Below are 15,779 nucleotides of genomic sequence, written 5' to 3' on the forward strand. Positions count from 1 at the left end.
ATTTAATTTCTCATATCTCGTTTATTAATATCTGAGAGTTAATATGAACTCGTAGAATTAAAATAAGGATAAAGGGGAGATCACAATGTTAAATAGAAAGAAAATGGGGATAGCACTCGCTGCGACCGTTATGGTCGGAATTCATTCACTTGTTCCTTTTCACACGCTGGCGGAGGAGAATAAAGGGGAAATGGCTGTTCAACAGCTTGTACAGCAAGGTGTGCTTGTTGGATATGGAGACGGAACGTTAAAGCCTGAAAAACGGGTAACCCAAGCAGAGTTGGCCCATATGATCGTCCTGTCTTTAGGTTTAAAAGATCATGCAGGAGCTACCGATGGCTTAAATGCAACAGAATCAAACCAATGGTATTATGAAAATGTAAATAAGGTATTAGCGTTAGGAATTATGGAAAAAGAGAACGGGAAGTTTCATCCACATGCTCCTGTTACTCAGGATGAGCTAGCCGAAATCGTTGCGAAGGCTTTGCAAAGGGATGTGATGTCCGTAAAATATTGGATGAACGATTTCAACTCGGACAAGAACCAAGTTACGCGCGGTGAAGTGGCTCAGCTGCTTATCACAGCACAAAAATCCATACGTTCTGAAAATGCCGAAATTGTGGAAATGCAGCCGTTAAACAAAATTACACTGCAGATCAAATTCTCTGCACCTCTTACCTTAAAGGATGAAAGCCTTGAGACCGCGATCGGAAATTTTGCATTTGACCATGGTTTGACGATCGTCAATCAACCGCGCCTTAAAACGGGTTCGCTTGCCACTTATATCGTACCTACGGCGACACAGAATCCGGATATAGCTTATATGCTTAATTACAAAGGAAAGCAAGCGGTTAGCTTTGGCGGAAGTGAGGAAAAAATTACGATGAATGAGGCGCGTCAGGTAGCGTTCGATACATTTGAAGTTGACTCGCTGAAAGAAGACGGTGTAGTTGATTACGGATATGTAATTTCCGCTTATTCGGCTATGCGTGGCAAGCATGCGTTGATCTTGGATGATCTTAGCCATAATCAAGGAAAAAGCTATGAAGTTATATCTTCGTTAAGGAACAGAAGCGTTACCATTACTCCTGAAGGTGAAGAACCTATGGTAGCCAACTATGTCGGTTTCACCCAATCGACGGACGGTAAACAAGAGCCCAAATTCCGATTGCCTCAAGGTATGGAGCTGAAGCCTGGCGTCAAGTATACTGTTACTTCCGATTGGATGACAATTAAAGAGGCAAGCTTTGTAGCCGTTGATACGGCTCCCCTGGAGATAAAGAGGGCAGACCAAGTGGACGCTAGCAAATTTGCTGTAACGTTGAAAGAGGATCCAAAGGATGAGATGTTTGCGTTTCGCCAAGTGAAGCTTAAAGGTACGGACGGTACCGAAATGATGGCGGAATATGAATTGCAGTCGCGAAAGGGAGATACGGGTCTATTCATGATCAAAGGTGATGGCGCATTTACTCCGGGAATGACTTACCAAATCGAGCCGGTAGGGAAGTGGGCCAAGGCTGATGGGATTTTCCTCAAAGTAAAAAAATAAAGCACGGATACCTATACTCAGTAGAAGAGACTCACCTTGGACCGAGGGGATGAATATGTCCATTAAGCAACGTCTATTATTGGCTTATTCGGCCATGCTGATGGTTACGATTTTGTCGATTGTCAGCTTGGGCTTTGTGATAGCCATTGCCAATACAGGAGATTTGAAGGGGGTACAGCAGTTTTACACCAGTCAATATCTCATAAAGCCACTAACCCCTCAGGAGGAAAGCGTATTTTTGGACGCGAAATATTTGGCCAAAAAAAATCCGGAGAGGCTGTTGGATATTAAACTGCTAAGAGAGATTGACCATAGGCTGATATCGGTTTCATCGGGGCTAGTGGTCAGAAGGGAAGAGGAGATTCTCTATTCCTCTCCCTCGCTGCACGTGAACCCTATGGAATGGACGCTTCCTCCGTATGAAATGGCCAATATTAAGGTAAGAGATACGTTAGAAAACGGAAATCAATTCTTTACGTATGTCAAATTTGATTTTAATTTTGATGAACAAAGTAGAGGGAGTCTATATGTTCTCAAGGAAGTCAGTCCTTACGGAGAGTTGGCAAGAAAATGGCTTCCTATTCTCGTTGCGATTTTTATCGCGGTTATTATTCTAACGAACGGACTGTTAAATTATCTAGTATCCCGAAGCATCATTAAGCCTTTGGAGGAACTAAAAGTTGCCGCAGAGAAAATTAAAGAAGGTCATTTGCAAAGCGGCTTAAGAACAAGATCGAATGACGAGATTGGAAAATTGGTTGTCGCCTTTGAAGAAATGCGAAGGAGGCTAAAAGATTCGATTGAGCTGCAATTTCAATATGAAAAGAACCGAAAAGAACTGCTTTCAAACATTTCTCATGATTTAAAAACTCCCATCACAACGATAAAGGGGTATGTGGAAGGAATTCGGGATGGAGTGGCCAATACCCCGGAGAAAATGGAAAAATATCTTGCTACAATCTACTCGAAAACGGTCGCCATGAATCAGTTGATTGATGAATTGTTTTTGTTCTCTAAACTCGATTTAAAGAAAGATCCTTTTACATTCGATGAAGTAGAAATCGTTCAGTTCGTCTCCGATTATATTGAAGAGCTTCATTTTGACTTAGGGGAAAAAGGAATCAGGCTAGAGTTTGACCATGAGTTCGATGATCCGGTTTTTGTTCGGGCTGACAGGGAAAAGCTGAAGCGCGTTTTCTCTAATGTAATCGAAAACAGTATGAAGTATATGGATAAGGAACATAAAAGCCTTAGGCTACGCCTATCACAAGCCCCATCCCCGAATCAAATCATGATTCAAATTGAGGATAATGGTTCAGGTATTTCGGAGGATGCTATCCCTTATATTTTTGACCGTTTTTTTCGCGAGGAGCTGTCAAGGAGCAGTATAACGGGAGGAAGTGGTTTAGGGTTAGCGATTGCTAAACACATTATCGAGCAGCACGGCGGAAAAATTTGGGCAGCAAGCCAACGGGGAAGAGGAACGGCCATTTTCTTTACTTTGTTGAAGGTAGACAGGAAGGTGGATCAGATTGAAAAGGATCTTGATCATTGAAGATGAGGCAAGCATTGCCGAATTGCAAAGAGATTATCTAGAGATTCATGGTTTTTCAGTGGACATTCAGCATGACGGGGAACAAGGCGTAAAACAGTCATTAAAAGAGCCATATGATTTGGTAATTTTGGATATCATGTTGCCTAATATCGATGGATTTGAAATTTGCAGGAGGCTGCGAGCCCAGAAGGATATTCCTATTTTATTTGTATCGGCTAAGAAAGAGGAGATTGATAAGATTAGGGCCCTTGGCTTAGGCGGGGATGATTATGTCATGAAGCCGTTTAGTCCTGGAGAATTGGTTGCCAGGGTAAAAGCCCATCTATCGCGGTATGACCGGTTGTCTGGGAATCGGGACCCACAGCGGGGTGATGAATTGGTAATTCGGGGTCTGCGCATCGACAGGAAATCACGAAGGGTCCACGTAAACGAAAAGGAGGTCATGCTAACGGCAAAAGAATTCGATCTCCTTACATTTTTAGTGCTGCACCCAAACCAGGTCTTCAGCAAGGAGCATCTCTTTGAACAGATTTGGGGCTATGAATCGACTGGGGATATTGCGACGGTTACCGTTCATGTTCGAAAATTGCGCGAAAAAATTGAGATGGACCCATCCAATCCCAAATATATCGAGACGATTTGGGGAGCAGGATACCGATTGACCGTGTAACTTTAAAAAGGTTCACCTCATGCAGGTGAACTTTTTTAATTTTAACAAATGAAATTCCTGTGATGGGAGAAAATAATCGAAAGAAATATATCCATACGGAGGAGGAAACAGATGGCATCAGAGCATACAGCAAAGCTCACTTCTTCAGAGATAGGAAGCTTGTGGAGTGCCTATATGAATAACACCATGTCTATTTGTGTAATTCATTATTTCATAAAGAATACAGAGGACCAAGATATAAAATCCGTTTTAGAATATGCGTTAAATACTTCGAAAAAAATTGTCAGTCAAATCGTTGAAGTGCTCCAGGAAGAAAAAATATATATTCCGATGGGCTTTAGAGGCGAAGATGTCAATGCTGATGCGCCACGCTTGTTCTCCGATTACTTTCACATGTATTATCTGAAACATATGGCTAAGATAGGAGCGTCTATATACGGAGTGACTTTGGCGACACTGGCACGTTCTGACATTCGTGATTTATTTAGCGAATGGATAGCCTCTTCTGTTACCCTCTACAATAAAACTGCAAATCTGCTTTTATCAAAAGGACTATTTATAAGGACCCCATTCGTTTATATATCCAATGAAGTGGACTTTGTTCAAAAACAGAGTTATCTGGGTAGTTTTTTTTCGAGCACAAGACCCCTTAATGTAATCGAAATTACCCACCTTTACGCGAACTTAGAGGCGAATCGAGTAGCTCAAACTTTAGTAACCGGATTTGCTCAAGTCGCAAAATCAAGACAAGTTTACGAGTATATGATAAGGGGGAAAGAATTAAGTAAAAAACAAGTACAAATATTTTCTGACACACTGCTCGAATATGACGTTTCCGCCCCGATGGAGTGGGATATGGATGTTTCGGACTCCACTGTACCACCGTTTTCAGATAAACTATTGATGTTTCATGTTGGGGTTTTAGGGGCATCAGGACTATCCAATTTAGCTACTGCCTCTGCTGCGAGCTTTAGAAAAGATATAGCTGCCAATTATGTTCGTCTTTCAACAGAGGTTGGTGAGTATACTCTGGATGGAGCCGAGCTTATGATCCAAAATGGCTGGCTGGAATCGCCGCCTCAAACTCTTGACAGAAAGCATTTGAATAAGGAAGAATAGAAATTCTATGTGAGTAAATCTGACATCACCACTTCAGGCTTAGCCCTAACCGTGTATACTCCAAAGTAAGAACTACATACGGGTTCTCGTTAAGATAATCGAGAACAAAACTTGCTCTCTGGGGTTCCGTTTAAAGTTTCATCTTTAAAGCCTGGACCAAGAGAAAGCGTGCAGCGGATGCTGTATACACGGAAGGATAAAAGCCTGGGAGATAAATGACTCCCAGGCTTTTATCCTTTTTTTCATACAAAAAAGGGCTGATCGTTATGAGTATTATTTCATCGAAAATCATCCCTGCTGGCGGAAAGTGGTCCAGCCGCATCGGAAGAGGAAAAAGCAGCTTACGTTTACTGCGCTAGAAGACGGCGCCAATGTATCTTTACTTTTATACAACGCCCAGGATACCACCGAGCGCTATAATATGCCGGATACCTTGAAAGCTCAGCACACCGCCCATTTAACAAAAGGGAACGTGCTCATGAGCGACAATGGCCGGGTGACACAATTTCGACTTATCATGACAAACGCCGTTTCTTAAGTCATCATCTTCCAATACAATACCTTATCTAATAGAAAGGTGGTAAAAAAATGGGCGTAAGTCGACTTTGCAGACGGTTTGGGGAAATTTTTGGCGGTGAAGCACAGGTTGTCAATGGGGTGTGTGTGGCAACTAAGCTGCGTACCAATATCAACGTAAATATAATGGGCCGACGTTCCCAGGGTCTATTCACGCTTCCCTTCGGCATTTCCTTTGAGAGTATGGGAGCAGACGGCAGGGCTTTATGTCTTGGCGAGTCCGTGATACTTACTCAGGAAATAAACCCCTTTATCTCTCGACTCCGGAGAGCAGGCATACAAGTATCGGCACTTCATAACCACTGGCTGTCTACAAATCCAAACATATGGTACATCCATTGGCAGGCCATACAAGAGCCGCTAGTCTTCGCTCGAAATGTTCGAAGGGCATCAAGAGTTTTAACCAACAAGCCCGTTAGCCCGAAGCGTACCGCTAGCAAACGATAAAAAAATGCTCATTGATTGGCAAGGGTGTCGATTGAAATCGGCATCCTTTTTGATTTTTTTACAACCTGCAACCCTTCCGGGAATATCTAACCTCGTGATAGAATGAGCAAATGTAGAAATAAATAAAGGAACAACTGAAGGGGAATAGCGTATATAAGAGACAATGACTTTGCCCATATGACATGGGAAACTGCAAAGGATAATGTGGCAGCTCAATCTCTTTATGAAAAAATGGGCGGTCAATTATCGGAATGGCTGGCGTATGAAATGGAATAGGGATTAGTCTCCGCCCCCACCGCCGCCCGAATCTCCCCCGCCATCGCTTCCAGAAGCTGTGTTGTTATCACAATCGGAGCTAGACCAGGAAAAGTAGCCGCTGCCACTGTCACTTGAAGCTGCAGTTCGTTTTTTGGTCTGTCTTTTCGTGGAAGATGCCTTAAAGGAACGAAGCAGCGAGATAATAGTGGCTATAGACATCCAACCCATCCAGACGACAACCCAAAGGGCAAAAAATCCGAACGAAATGTTTGACAATCTATGAATGTCCAAGGCAGCCAATGGAAAAAACACCGTGATGAACCCTATAATAAGCGGTAGAAAGAATAGCAGGTGAAATCCCTCCCCATGTTGTTTAAAGGTTTCCTGACCATTATCTCAATCCCTATTAAGGGTTCACAATGAATATTCCCTAATATGGAAAAATGTATAGTTCTTTAGTTTGATATGATCCAATAGCCTTGGTGTTATTCCTTCACCCACTCAAGTTGATCTATTTTCCATGTATTATCGGAATACACGATGGTGATAATCTCCTGGTGTAGGGCGTAAAGACCGTCTCCTACCGGGTTTGTGACAGTGATGGTCTTTCCATCACTTGAAGTTTCAATTTTCACAAGGTCTGGATTGATTTCATTCCAATACGTACCTTCCAGAAATTCTCCGCCTATATGAGCAAGCACCCACTTTTCATTTTCCTTTTTCAGGTTACCTCCGCCAAGTATAATCGAATCAATATAATTTCGAGTAAAGTGGGTGTCAAAGTGCGAATAAATCTCGTCCGTAGTATGGGACTCCACCGAGTAAAAGGCTTGATCCTTGGCAGTAGCTTCTGACATTAAGGAAAGAATTTGTTCTTTTTCTAACGTTTTAAATGATTCTGCATCATGAGAAGGGGGAGCGGTTGGTTGCCCGCTTTCTGTTGCAGGAGCGCATCCGCTAACCATAAGAGCAACGAGCAACGGTAAGGCACAATATCTTAACTTTTTCATCTTACCACCATCCTTTGGCTGTTCTATTACTCTTAACGCGCGAATAGCGGCTTTTGTTTCAGTCTTATAAAGAAAATTTTTCCAAGGCAGGATAAGGATTAAAAATAAGCTGGAAGCTGTGTCACCGGCAGTTGGCAAATCGCATGATAAATAGGATCCTGGGCGCGAACCATACAAATGGATTTTTCATACCGCTGGAGGTGATGAGGCAGCTCCTTAAAGTGAAAAGGGTGGTAAAAGCTGGGGTGGATATCACTATATAGCATAAAGATGGAGTTATCGGATTTACCAAAGGCAGCCAAGCATTCCTCCAACAACCTCTTGCCGTATCCTTTGCCTCGCTCTTCTTGCTCAATTGCGACGGAGCCCAGTCCGTAGAGAGGAAGAGTCTGATCAAACAAACGGATCCGGAAGGTGATTACGATCAGCGAGCCAATGATTTTATCCGTATCATCAGCTAGCACAAAACGAGAACCGTTTTTTTCTTCTTTTTGATTTTCTTTCACGTACTGCTCATAGGTTCTTCCTTTTGTCCACTCTTTGTAACCCATTTCATAAACATGCTCGAATTCATCCGGTTTGATTTCCCGAAAATGCATGAGATTCCCCTCCAAGTAGTTAAGGTACCGTAAATAAGCACAGTTTAACAGAGCTGAAAGAAAAATCAAGGCAGGGAAGATGGATTTGGAATCCTTTGTAATTTTTTTGGCTGAGGATTCGTCCTACAAGATGACAAAGTTAAAAAGTAAAGGATGTATAATTACTATGCGAATAAGAAAATTCCGTGAGGAAGATGTAGAGCGTCTCGTTGAAATCTGGTTTAAAGGATCTATTAAAGCCCATCATTTTATTAGTCCGAAATATTGGTCATCGAAGAAGCCAGAGATGAAGGATACATATCTTCCCCAGTCTGATACCTATGTTTTAGAAGAAGATGAAAGGATTCTCGGCTTTGTATCGATGGTAGATCATTATTTAGCAGCTTTGTTTGTGGATACGGATCATCAGAAGAAAGGATACGGAAAACGTTTAGTAGAGTTTGTTAAACATAATCATCAACATATTAAGCTGAAAGTTTACCAACAAAATCATCAAGCCGTGAATTTTTATTTACTGAATGAATGGGTGATCAAAGAAGAGACCCTGGACGCCGAGACATCTGAAAAGGAATATGTTATGGTCTGGAAAAAATAAGAGAGCAAGGAGCTAGGTATGCTGAAATACGTTATTTTTGATTTTGATGGAACACTTGCTGATTCCAAGAGGGTGATGGTATCCGCTTGGAATCGGCTTGCTGAAAAACATCATTTTAAAGAACTGAAGCTTTATGAATTAGACGCTTTGAAGAAATTATCTATTAAAGAACGAAGCAAGCTATTGCATTTCCCTATGTATAAGATGCCCATCATCATCCCGCAGCTCTATCAATTGTACCGACAATCTATACAAGATATTCATTTGTATAGCGGTGTCAAGGAATTGTTAACAGAGTTAGGGAAAAAAGGATATAAAATAGCAATCATCTCTTCGAATTCAGAGGATATTATTAGAAACTTTTTAAAGCGGAACCATATAGAAAATGTCACACATGTGCTATGTTCCAGTCGCATCTTCGGAAAAGATAAGCTGATTGCGAAATTTTTGAAAGGGAACCAGTTGGAAGCATCGGAAGTTATATATGTCGGTGACGAGCATAGAGATATAGTGGCTTGCAAAAAAACGGGGGTTAGAATCATATGGGTTAGCTGGGGGTATGACGCTATCGAGGTGGTTCACGCAGAAAAGCCAGACTACATGGTCGATGCACCAGATGAAATTTTACAGGTGATCTAGATGTCAGAAACTCGGATTTATTTTACAAAATGAATCATATTCTATCATAAGACGTATATAGCAATAGGGAGGGATAAGTATGAGAAGCGGAAATCCGGTGCTCAAGGAATCAACCTTTGCATCGTATAAGTATCAAAAAATCGGCCAAGTCATGACGTTGGCCGGAACGGTCAACAAAACCCTGATCGCCCTCATATTATTGATTGCAGCAGCAGGGTTGACATGGAAAATGTATTTTGAAGGGGGAGATGTCGGCCCTTGGCTGCTAACTGGAACCATTGGTGGCTTCCTTGTCGCTTTGATTACGATCTTCAAGCCCTCTTTTTCACCTGTGACGGTTCCCATTTATGCCATTTTGGAAGGATTGTTCATTGGCGCTCTTTCGGCCAGGTATGAAGCGGCTTTTGGAGGCATTACCATGCAAGCCGTATCACTTACCTTTGGAACGTTGTTTGTTCTCCTATTGGCTTATAAGTCTAGGATGATCAATGTGACACACAACTTTAGGCTGGGGGTTGTAGCGGCTACGGGAGCGATTGCATTAGTTTATCTGGCAAATATCATACTTTCCTTTTGGGGTATGTCGGTACCATTTCTTCATGAAAACGGTTGGATGGGGATCGGAATTAGTATATTTATTGTCATCATTGCGGCCCTAAACCTTGTGCTAGACTTTGACTTTATCGAAAAAGGCTCGTATTATGGTTCGCCCAAATATATGGAATGGTACGGGGCCTTTGGACTCATCGTTACGTTAGTCTGGCTATATCTAGAGATCTTAAGGCTCCTTGCGAAGTTTAGAAGCAGGGATTAACCACCTTGAAGTCCTCCTTAAGTCAGGGGGACTTTTTGTAAGATAATTTGGAGTGGTATAATTTTCAAATGGGGAAACCCGCCATTCATTTATATCCTTTGGAGGGATAAATCATGAACGAGTCCGAGGCTCAATTAGCAGCTTGGCTGAAAGAATCCAATAATACGGTTGTTTTAACCGGTGCAGGCATGTCTACGGAAAGCGGTCTCCCGGATTTTCGGTCAAAAAGCGGCTGGTGGAAAAATATTGACCCCACAACCGTTGCTTCCGTCCAAGCTTTGAAAGATAACTATGCTTTGTTCCATGAGTTTTATAAAACAAGAATGGAAGACTTGGGACATAGCCAACCCCATGAGGGGCATTTCATTCTGGCCCAATGGGAAAAAAGAGGACTCGTTCGCGCCATTGCTACCCAGAACGTGGATGGATTTCACCAAAAAGCTGGGAGTCAAAAAGTATATGAATTGCATGGCTCGATTCGTTCTGCCCGTTGCCACAATTGTTCGGCTCCAGTTGAAATGGACCAGTTCTTGGGTGGGGAACCATGCGGGAAATGCGGAGGGAAATTACGGCCGAATGTCGTCTTATTTGGGGAAATGCTGCCTGAGGAAGCCTGGGATCAATCTATATCGGCAATAAGGATGGCGGAGTTAGTCGTTGTCATTGGGACAAGCTTGCAAGTGTACCCTGTAAACCAATTACCCAAGATGACAAAAGGGAAGATTGCTATCATTAATCTGGAGCCAACGGATCAGGACAAGCGATTTGATCTTGCCATCTATAGTAAAGCGGGGGAAGCGCTTATGGCGGTTGAGGAATTTCTTCGGTAAGGATATGCGAATGAACAGATGCAGCCTGACAAAAACTGTCAGGCTGCAAGATTTTTAATTCGTACTTTCCTTTAAAGGGGCTTGTCTTTGAAATAGGATGTGCTCTAAAGACCAGAGTTTATTTCCGCTGATTAGCAGTCCAATTGACATACATAATAAAACAAAGTCTAACTCATATCCTCCCAGAAATCCTGCGGATAATTTAACCTTGAAAATAGCGCCTAACATAATGAAAATGAATAGCCCAGAAATAATGCGAGTTCCTAGACCAAGCATGAGGCAGATCCCGCCAATGAGTTCAATTCCGGCTACCAAATAAGCCATAGCTCCCGGTAACCCCATTTTTCCAAAGAATCCGACAATCCCATCCATTCCTTGAACCTTTTGGAGCCCATGAGCAAAAAAGACGATTCCCAAGGCGAGTCTCATTACAAACAAAGCGATCTCCGTGTTTTTAGACATATTTGTCCTCCTTATGGTATGTTTCATTGAGTTTTACACTACACAATATAGTGTTATTTGTTACACTAGACATTGTAGTGTGAAACGGGACCAGGTGTCAATACCTGAAGCTTATTCAAAGGCATCCCATCTTCTAACACTTGCCAATCCTAAAATAATGCACTACAATCTGTAATGAAGGGGGAAGAATGATGAACATCAAGAATTTTAAGTATGATGGCGTTGGGCTTAATCGATTTTTTGGTCCCCTCGAAGCGAAAATTATGGACATACTTTGGGTAGCCGAAGAGCTGAGCATAAAAGAAGTGCAACAGCGTTTAGAGCACCAGGATAAGCCCGTTAACTTCAATACAGTCATGACGGTGATGAATCGGTTGCTGGAAAAAGGGGTATTGGAAAAAAGGATGCAAGGACGACTGTCCCTATTCCGTCCTATCCAATCCAAAGAGGAATTTATCGAAGAGCAGTCCAAGAAAATAACCGAAAACTTGCTTGATGAGTTTGGGGGAATCGTCATCAATCATATGATTGATGCTATAAAGGACGTAGATCAAACGGTACTTGAAAAACTGGAGCAAAAAATACAAAGATTGAAAAAGGATAATCAAACATGAAATGGAGACAAACATCCATACTGATTGCGGGATTGAGTATGCTCATTGCTGCTCTGGTATGGAGCCAAATGGGAATTTATCTGACTCACCTTTTCTTTGGCGTAGATGTTCCGGTTAACTTTTTCCAGTTTTGCATCAGTCTGTTTAAAGAAGATTCGCTTTACTATTTTCTCATTATCTTTCTATTGAATACCATCATCGCTTATACGATATTGATCACAGCAATAAAGATCGTGGAGCAATATGTGCTCTTGAGAAGATTTCGAAAGAAAATCCTATCCCTGAGAAATGAAGATTATACTTCTATCCTGAATCTAGATTTTAATCGTCCGAATCAGGATATTCTTGTTATCAATCATGATCAGCCTCTGGCGTTTTCGATGGGGTTTAGAATTCCTATCATTGTCCTTTCCACCGGACTGATCGATATGCTTGATGGACAAGAGCTGGAAGCCGTCGTTTACCATGAAACCTTCCACCAGCAGAACTATGATTCACTTAAAACTTTTGCGCTGCAATTAATTTCCCAGGCCATGTGGTATATTCCTTTGACCAAGTGGTCCTACGAGAACTATAAAATTATCAGTGAGCTATCAGCTGATGAATACGCCGTTCATAAAATGGGTTCGGAACTCGGTTTGGGAAGCGCCTTGATCAAGTTGATTAAGCAGGGCTTCCAAGTCAACTCCGCACCTGTTATCGTGCATTTCTCGGATGTATCCGTGAATTACCGGCTGCAACAGCTGCTTGAGCCCAAGAAAACGATTCCTGTTAAACCAGATGCACCATCGGTTGTCATCTCGATTTACGTGTTGTTTCTGCTAATGAGTATGATAGTGGTGGTTCTTGCTTAAATTTTTTTGTTTCATAACACTACAGTTTTTAGTGTTGCTCAATCGGAAGTTTATCGACACCATGAACAAACAGCATAGAAAGGATGAACCAACATGAAAAGATTAACTTTACTTTCTTATACTTTAGCAGCAAGTGTATTATTTGGAAGTGCGATGGGCCAACCTAGCGTATCTTTCGCAGAGGCTGCTGATCAATCGAACACAGCCGCGCGGGTGATTGCAGCGGGAAAGAACTATATCGGTACCCCTTATGAATTTGGTTCCAGCCGATTGGATACGAGTACCTTTGACTGTTCCGACTTTATTCGCCAGGCATTTTGGGATGGAGCGGGGATGAAGCTGCCCTCTGATTCAAGATCCCAAGCGGAATATGTAAAAAGCGTAGGGAAAATAAAGGCAAATTTGGATGAGCTTCAGCCTGGGGATCTCCTATTCTTTATGTCCTATAAGGGACCTAGAAAAGCCAATTATGCCTATATCAATAAAGAAAACCAAAGAGTTACCCATGTGGGAATTTACCTGGGTGACGGAAAACTCCTCCATACCTATTCGAAAGAGTCTGGAGGAGTTCGGATTGACACGATTCGGGACAAGCATTGGGAGTACCGCATGGTGCTGGCAGGTAGTGCGTACTAAGTCGAGCAGCGGGTTTTGACCGGAGGATATTGGATATAATCAAAATAGAAGTCCTACGATGAATTCGGTTTCGGATGAAGAAATGAGGGATTTATATGGAGCCCAAAAGCTGCCGGGAATCGCGCATTGTAAAAACCAGTCATGTCATGCCACCTGACACTAATCTTCATGATACCTTATTTGGCGGAAAGCTTATGTCGTATATCGATGATGTAGCTTCTTTATCGGCTACACGCCATTCAAGAAGGCCAGTTGTTACGGCTTCGACCGACTCGGTCGACTTTTTGACACCGATCACGCCGGAGGATTCCGTCTGCTTGGAGTCCTGTGTGATCTCTACAGGAGAAACCTCAATGGAGGTGTTCGTAAAGGTTGTCGCGGAAAATCTATTTAGCGGAGAGAGAAGGATAGCAGCGACATCCTTTTTAACCTTTGTGGCCTTAAATGAGAACAGAAAACCGGTTCCAGTTCCACCCGTCATTCCCGATACCGAAGAGGAGAAGAAATTACACGCTATGGCGCCCGGGAGGGCGGAGATGCGTAGAGCCCGACGAGTGGAAAGCAAAGAATTTGCTGGGTTCTTAACTACGGATAAATATTGGGACATGGGATAGCAAACACTGGATTGACGAAGGCTTAAAAAAGACGTAGACAGACATCTACGTCTTTTTTGCGTTCATTAGGGCGATAACGGGAGTTGTTCCGGCTATTTTAAGCTTTCAAACGAACAAATCCGGAGCATATGGGAGGATCTGTCACGATATGGGAAGAATCGGCTGAATCGACTTTGTGATTCTCTCTCTGAAGGATATATCTGGCCTCATCCTGGGAGAAGTTGGAATATGGGAATTGAACGAAAACTCTGTTTTTCGATACAATAAACCTAGTCGTATGCTTGAATGACTTTATGACATGGAAAACAGACAAAGAAAAGGGGGTTTTAGCTTGAAAAAGCTAGTATCGGTACTGGTAACATGGATGACAGCCATGTCACTGGTTGCCTGTGGCTCTTCGCAAGAAGCCTCAACGAATGGCGAGGATTCTCAGGCAGTCAGTGAAAGTACGCTGGAAAGAGTGAAAAGCGAAGGAGTTGTAACAGTAGGATTTGCCAACGAAAAGCCCTATGCCTATGCGACACCGGACGGGAAACTGACAGGTGAAGCGGTAGAGATTGCCCGCGTTGTACTGAAAAATATGGGGATTAATGAAATGGAAGGCGTGCTGACCGAATTCGGTTCACTCATTCCGGGACTGAAGGCGGGACGGTTCGACCTGATTACGGCGGGGATGTTTATTACGCCAGTTCGGGCTAAAGAAGTGGCCTTTGCCAATCCTGAATATAGTATAGGGGAAGCGTTAGCTGTAAAACCAAGTAATCCGAAGGGTTTACACAGCTATAAAGATATTGCTGATCAGCCGGATGTCAAAATCGCGGTAATGGGTGGAGCCATTGAAAATGAATATTTATTGAAATCTGGAGTCAGTAGGGATCAGATTGTTACCGTACCGGATAACCCAGCTGCGATCTCAGCGCTGCAATCCGGTCGAGTGGATGCCATCACCATGACAGGTCCATCCCTGCAAGCCTTACTGGATGCGGCCCAGGATGCGGAGATTGAGCGGGTCATGGATTTTGAGCAGCCGGTTATTGATGGGAAAAGTGTTCGAGGATATGGCGCAACGGCGTTCCGGATAGAGGATGAAGAATTCCGCCAAGCGTTTAACCGTGAGCTGCAATTGCTGAAGGAATCTGGAGAGCTTTTGCAGATCCTGCAGCAATTTGGATTTACGGAACAGGAGCTGCCGGGCGATGTGACGGCAGAAGAACTCTCGACAGAATAAATTCAGTCCCCCCATGCCCTTTGGGGGGATTTTACGCTTGATTAAAAGGATGTGGTAAGTTGGAAACGTTGATACAACTGGTCCCGCCCTTGCTTAAAGGTGCATGGGTGACGATACAAATTAGTCTTTTTTCTGTCTTTTTGGGTTTCATCCTTTCCTTTGTTTTTGGTTTAGCCCGTTTATCGAATCTAAAAGCCATACGATTCATGGCGGCATGCTACGTTGAAGTTATTCGTGGTACCTCTTTATTAGTGCAATTATTCTGGGTTTATTTTGCGCTTCCCTTATTGGGGGTAGAATTATCAGCTATGGCTGCAGGGGTGTTGGCTTTGGGGATGAATATGGGGGCCTATGGGGCTGAAATCGTGCGCAGCGCTATTTTGGCTATACCGAAAGGCCAAACCGAAGCGACCATCGCCCTTAATATGACCCCTTTGCAGCGAATGAGGCTAGTGATTCTCCCGCAAGCATTTGTGCGAATGCTGCCTCCTTTCGGAAACCTGATGGTTGAGCTGATTAAAGGAACGGCTTTAGTGTCCTTAATTACCTTGTCCGATTTAACCTTTCAGGGCATGTTGCTGCGTACTACGACGATGCAGACCACTGAAATTTTTACCTTCCTTCTGCTGATCTATTTTATCATTACGTATCCTTGCACATGGGGCATGCGTTGGTTGGAGCAAAAAATGTCTGTGGGGAGGCTGTAAACA

The 15,779-nt window shown here is 42.9% G+C and carries 19 protein-coding genes, 1 pseudogene and 1 riboswitch; of the genes and pseudogenes, 16 read left to right on the top strand and 4 right to left on the bottom strand.

Annotated features, from left to right (window positions below; all coding sequences use genetic code 11):
* The first annotated feature begins 85 nt into the window (after positions 1–85).
* From ABLT31_RS14185 to ABLT31_RS14210, 6 genes and pseudogenes are all read left to right on the top strand, one after another.
* Entirely contained in the window at positions 86–1,549 is a 1,464-nt protein-coding gene (locus ABLT31_RS14185; protein ID WP_367752602.1) for an S-layer homology domain-containing protein, read from the top strand.
* A 55-nt stretch (positions 1,550–1,604) separates the two neighbouring features.
* The gene (locus tag ABLT31_RS14190) at positions 1,605–3,104 is read left to right on the top strand and encodes a sensor histidine kinase (RefSeq protein ID WP_367752604.1); all 1,500 of its coding nucleotides are present in this window, start codon (positions 1,605–1,607) and stop codon (positions 3,102–3,104) included.
* Positions 3,082–3,774: a response regulator transcription factor gene (locus ABLT31_RS14195; RefSeq protein ID WP_367752606.1), complete on the top strand. Its 693-nt coding sequence runs from the start codon at positions 3,082–3,084 to the stop codon at positions 3,772–3,774. Before ABLT31_RS14190 ends, ABLT31_RS14195 begins: the two co-directional genes overlap by 23 nt.
* A 111-nt stretch (positions 3,775–3,885) precedes the next feature.
* Entirely contained in the window at positions 3,886–4,893 is a 1,008-nt protein-coding gene (locus ABLT31_RS14200) for a DUF3231 family protein (RefSeq protein WP_367752608.1), read from the top strand.
* Positions 4,894–5,000: 107 nt separating this feature from the next.
* A riboswitch (guanidine-I (ykkC/yxkD leader) is annotated at positions 5,001–5,106 on the top strand.
* Positions 5,107–5,159: 53 nt separating this feature from the next.
* Positions 5,160–5,392 (top strand): annotated as a pseudogene (locus tag ABLT31_RS14205) (DUF1989 domain-containing protein); the annotation flags it as partial.
* 89 nt (positions 5,393–5,481) lie between these two features.
* A complete protein-coding gene (locus ABLT31_RS14210) occupies positions 5,482–5,916 on the top strand; it encodes a DUF1259 domain-containing protein (RefSeq protein ID WP_367752610.1) in 435 nt (144 codons plus the stop codon).
* Between the two features lie 279 nt (positions 5,917–6,195).
* Here ABLT31_RS14210 and ABLT31_RS14215 read toward each other — a convergent pair whose 3' ends face one another.
* The 3 genes from ABLT31_RS14215 to ABLT31_RS14225 form a co-directional block, all read right to left on the bottom strand.
* Complete coding sequence (locus ABLT31_RS14215) at positions 6,196–6,486, bottom strand: hypothetical protein (RefSeq protein ID WP_367752612.1); 291 nt, start codon at positions 6,484–6,486, stop codon at positions 6,196–6,198.
* Positions 6,487–6,659: 173 nt separating this feature from the next.
* Entirely contained in the window at positions 6,660–7,184 is a 525-nt protein-coding gene (locus ABLT31_RS14220) for a hypothetical protein (RefSeq protein ID WP_367752614.1), read from the bottom strand.
* A 98-nt stretch (positions 7,185–7,282) separates the two neighbouring features.
* Positions 7,283–7,783: a GNAT family N-acetyltransferase gene (locus ABLT31_RS14225; RefSeq protein ID WP_367752616.1), complete on the bottom strand. Its 501-nt coding sequence runs from the start codon at positions 7,781–7,783 to the stop codon at positions 7,283–7,285.
* Positions 7,784–7,949: 166 nt separating this feature from the next.
* On the opposite strand from ABLT31_RS14225, the gene ABLT31_RS14230 reads away from it, so the two are divergent.
* The 4 genes from ABLT31_RS14230 (at position 7,950) to ABLT31_RS14245 (ending at position 10,661) form a co-directional block, all read left to right on the top strand.
* Positions 7,950–8,378: an N-acetyltransferase gene (locus ABLT31_RS14230; protein ID WP_367752618.1), complete on the top strand. Its 429-nt coding sequence runs from the start codon at positions 7,950–7,952 to the stop codon at positions 8,376–8,378.
* An 18-nt stretch (positions 8,379–8,396) separates the two neighbouring features.
* Complete coding sequence (locus ABLT31_RS14235) at positions 8,397–9,017, top strand: HAD-IA family hydrolase (protein ID WP_367752620.1); 621 nt, start codon at positions 8,397–8,399, stop codon at positions 9,015–9,017.
* A 79-nt stretch (positions 9,018–9,096) separates the two neighbouring features.
* Entirely contained in the window at positions 9,097–9,831 is a 735-nt protein-coding gene (locus ABLT31_RS14240) for a Bax inhibitor-1/YccA family protein (RefSeq protein WP_367752622.1), read from the top strand.
* A gap of 113 nt (positions 9,832–9,944) precedes the next feature.
* Complete coding sequence (locus tag ABLT31_RS14245) at positions 9,945–10,661, top strand: SIR2 family NAD-dependent protein deacylase (RefSeq protein ID WP_367752624.1); 717 nt, start codon at positions 9,945–9,947, stop codon at positions 10,659–10,661.
* Positions 10,662–10,715: 54 nt separating this feature from the next.
* Here the strand turns inward: ABLT31_RS14245 and ABLT31_RS14250 are convergent, their stop codons facing one another.
* On the bottom strand, positions 10,716–11,123 hold the full coding sequence (locus tag ABLT31_RS14250) for a DoxX family protein (protein WP_367752626.1): 408 nt from the start codon (positions 11,121–11,123) through the stop codon (positions 10,716–10,718).
* Between the two features lie 191 nt (positions 11,124–11,314).
* Between ABLT31_RS14250 and ABLT31_RS14255 the strand changes: the two genes are divergently transcribed.
* The 6 genes from ABLT31_RS14255 to ehuC all read left to right on the top strand — a co-directional run bounded on the left by ABLT31_RS14255 (position 11,315) and on the right by ehuC (position 15,776).
* Positions 11,315–11,737: a BlaI/MecI/CopY family transcriptional regulator gene (locus ABLT31_RS14255; RefSeq protein WP_367752628.1), complete on the top strand. Its 423-nt coding sequence runs from the start codon at positions 11,315–11,317 to the stop codon at positions 11,735–11,737.
* Positions 11,734–12,591, top strand: coding sequence for a M56 family metallopeptidase (locus tag ABLT31_RS14260; RefSeq protein ID WP_367752630.1), 858 nt, complete (start codon positions 11,734–11,736; stop codon positions 12,589–12,591). The genes ABLT31_RS14255 and ABLT31_RS14260 overlap by 4 nt, the downstream gene beginning before the upstream one ends.
* A 93-nt stretch (positions 12,592–12,684) precedes the next feature.
* Positions 12,685–13,227 (top strand): C40 family peptidase, encoded by a 543-nt coding sequence (locus ABLT31_RS14265; protein ID WP_367752632.1) that lies wholly within the window; start codon positions 12,685–12,687, stop codon positions 13,225–13,227.
* A gap of 95 nt (positions 13,228–13,322) precedes the next feature.
* The gene (locus ABLT31_RS14270; protein ID WP_367752634.1) at positions 13,323–13,841 is read left to right on the top strand and encodes an acyl-CoA thioesterase; all 519 of its coding nucleotides are present in this window, start codon (positions 13,323–13,325) and stop codon (positions 13,839–13,841) included.
* Between the two features lie 331 nt (positions 13,842–14,172).
* Positions 14,173–15,069 carry an ectoine/hydroxyectoine ABC transporter substrate-binding protein EhuB gene (gene ehuB / locus ABLT31_RS14275; protein WP_367752636.1) on the top strand — a complete coding sequence of 299 codons (897 nt, stop codon included), beginning with the start codon at positions 14,173–14,175 and terminating at the stop codon, positions 15,067–15,069.
* A 59-nt stretch (positions 15,070–15,128) separates the two neighbouring features.
* Complete coding sequence (gene ehuC, locus ABLT31_RS14280) at positions 15,129–15,776, top strand: ectoine/hydroxyectoine ABC transporter permease subunit EhuC (protein WP_367752638.1); 648 nt, start codon at positions 15,129–15,131, stop codon at positions 15,774–15,776.
* Positions 15,777–15,779 lie beyond the last annotated feature (3 nt).

Source organism: Ammoniphilus soli (assembly GCF_040813775.1).

Excerpts from the sequence above, each read along its gene's own strand:
- ABLT31_RS14185 (WP_367752602.1), top strand. The coding sequence starts at position 86 with ATGTTAAATAGAAAGAAAATGGGGATAGCACTCGCTGCGACCGTTATG.
- ABLT31_RS14190 (WP_367752604.1), top strand. The coding sequence starts at position 1,605 with ATGTCCATTAAGCAACGTCTATTATTGGCTTATTCGGCCATGCTGATG.
- ABLT31_RS14200 (WP_367752608.1), top strand. The coding sequence starts at position 3,886 with ATGGCATCAGAGCATACAGCAAAGCTCACTTCTTCAGAGATAGGAAGC.
- ABLT31_RS14210 (WP_367752610.1), top strand. The coding sequence starts at position 5,482 with ATGGGCGTAAGTCGACTTTGCAGACGGTTTGGGGAAATTTTTGGCGGT.
- ABLT31_RS14220 (WP_367752614.1), bottom strand. The coding sequence starts at position 7,184 with ATGAAAAAGTTAAGATATTGTGCCTTACCGTTGCTCGTTGCTCTTATG.
- ABLT31_RS14225 (WP_367752616.1), bottom strand. The coding sequence starts at position 7,783 with ATGCATTTTCGGGAAATCAAACCGGATGAATTCGAGCATGTTTATGAA.
- ABLT31_RS14230 (WP_367752618.1), top strand. The coding sequence starts at position 7,950 with ATGCGAATAAGAAAATTCCGTGAGGAAGATGTAGAGCGTCTCGTTGAA.
- ABLT31_RS14235 (WP_367752620.1), top strand. The coding sequence starts at position 8,397 with ATGCTGAAATACGTTATTTTTGATTTTGATGGAACACTTGCTGATTCC.
- ABLT31_RS14240 (WP_367752622.1), top strand. The coding sequence starts at position 9,097 with ATGAGAAGCGGAAATCCGGTGCTCAAGGAATCAACCTTTGCATCGTAT.
- ABLT31_RS14245 (WP_367752624.1), top strand. The coding sequence starts at position 9,945 with ATGAACGAGTCCGAGGCTCAATTAGCAGCTTGGCTGAAAGAATCCAAT.
- ABLT31_RS14250 (WP_367752626.1), bottom strand. The coding sequence starts at position 11,123 with ATGTCTAAAAACACGGAGATCGCTTTGTTTGTAATGAGACTCGCCTTG.
- ABLT31_RS14255 (WP_367752628.1), top strand. The coding sequence starts at position 11,315 with ATGAACATCAAGAATTTTAAGTATGATGGCGTTGGGCTTAATCGATTT.
- ABLT31_RS14260 (WP_367752630.1), top strand. The coding sequence starts at position 11,734 with ATGAAATGGAGACAAACATCCATACTGATTGCGGGATTGAGTATGCTC.
- ABLT31_RS14265 (WP_367752632.1), top strand. The coding sequence starts at position 12,685 with ATGAAAAGATTAACTTTACTTTCTTATACTTTAGCAGCAAGTGTATTA.
- ABLT31_RS14270 (WP_367752634.1), top strand. The coding sequence starts at position 13,323 with ATGGAGCCCAAAAGCTGCCGGGAATCGCGCATTGTAAAAACCAGTCAT.